This is a genomic window from Streptomyces graminilatus (assembly GCF_001418565.1).
Taxonomy (GTDB): Bacteria; Actinomycetota; Actinomycetes; order Streptomycetales; family Streptomycetaceae; genus Streptomyces; species Streptomyces graminilatus.
On record NZ_LIQQ01000734.1, the window covers coordinates 1 to 1,376 of the forward strand.

The 1,376-nt window shown below is 72.7% G+C and carries 2 protein-coding genes; both read right to left on the bottom strand.

Going from position 1 to position 1,376, the window contains the following annotated elements; translation table 11 throughout:
- Positions 1-796 (bottom strand): PP2C family protein-serine/threonine phosphatase (locus AOK08_RS40790; protein ID WP_422125821.1); only part of this gene is annotated, 796 nt, incomplete at its 3' end.
- A 112-nt stretch (positions 797-908) separates the two neighbouring features.
- A partial coding sequence (locus AOK08_RS40795; RefSeq protein ID WP_198539555.1) for an IclR family transcriptional regulator domain-containing protein occupies positions 909-1,376 on the bottom strand: 468 nt, incomplete at its 5' end.

A 1,376-nucleotide genomic window follows, 5' to 3' on the forward strand; every position in this document is an offset into this window, starting at 1 on the left:
CGGTCACGAGGGTGCCCGAGGCACGGACCAGCAGCGGGGGCGCGTGTCCGCAGTTCACCACTTCCAGGTGACCGGGCCTCGGATATCCGGCGACGACGGCGGTGACGAAGTCGTCCGGGCCCAGGTTGCGGGCGAGGCTCCGCTCGATCCGGTCCACGACGGCGAGGAGCTCGGGCTCGTCGTAGGCGGCCTCCCGGAAGACACCGAGCACGAGCGCGGCGGTCCCCACCGCCGGCAGCCCCTTGCCGCGCACATCGCCGACGATCAGCCTCACCCCGTACGGCGTCGGTATCAGCGCGTACAGATCACCGCCGATCCGGGCCTCGGCCGCCGCCGCGCTGTAGCGGACGGCCACCTGGAAGGGGCCGACCGTCGCCGGTACGGGGCTGAGCAGCGCGTGCTGGGCGGTCTCCGCGACCGAACGGACGGCGTCGAGCACCCGCTCCCGGCGTCCGCGCAGCGCGCTGGCCAGGGCGCTCGCCAGGGTGACCGCGGCCACGGCGGACAGGACGGCGGCCGGCTCGGGGCCCGGCACGCCCGCCCGGTCGCCGAGCGTCACGCCGAGCACCCCGGCGAGGACGCCGACGCAGAGGACACCGCGCGGTCCGTTGGTGGTGGCGGCCAGGGCGGGCCCGGCGGCGAGCAGCGGCAGCCAGCTCGTGCCGGCTCCGCCGACGAGGTCGCCGAGGACGACGGCGGCCACGACCAGCACGGGCAGGGCGGGGAGCAAGGACACACGGCTCCTGAGCGCTCGTACGAACCAGCGGTCTCCAGCTCGGTGTCGGGCCTGACTCATGTTCCGTCCGCAGTCCTCACCTGTGTATGCGGGGCGGGAATCCCCGAATTGCCGGTTTTGCCCAGACATCCAGGAAACGCGATCCGCCCCGTCGGCAACAAGCTGAGGATTTTCAGATAGTGAGCGAGAGCCCCCTGGTCACACGGTCGGCGACCGGCATCAGCCGCTCCCGGATCTCCGGCAGCCGGGCGAGCCGGTCCGCCGACATGGAGATACCGAGCGAGCCGAGCGTGTCGCCCCGGTAGACGGGGACGGCGACACAGACCGTCCCGAGGGCGTACTCCTCCAGGTCGGTGACGGCCGGTGCCACGGGTGAGGAGTCGATCCGCCGGAGCAGTTCCGGCCCGCTGGTGATCGTCCTCGGGGTGAGGCCGTTGAGGTGGTGCCGGGAGAGATAGTCGTTGCGGGCGTCCTCGTCCAGTTCGCGCAGTACGGACTTGCCGAGCGCGGTGGCGTGGCCGGCGTCCTCGAAGCCCACCCAGAGGTCGACGCGGGGTGCCCGGGGGCCGTCGACGATCTCGGCTACCCGGATCTCGCCCTCCTCGTAGAAGGTGAGGTAGGCGGCGGTGGCCAGTTCGTC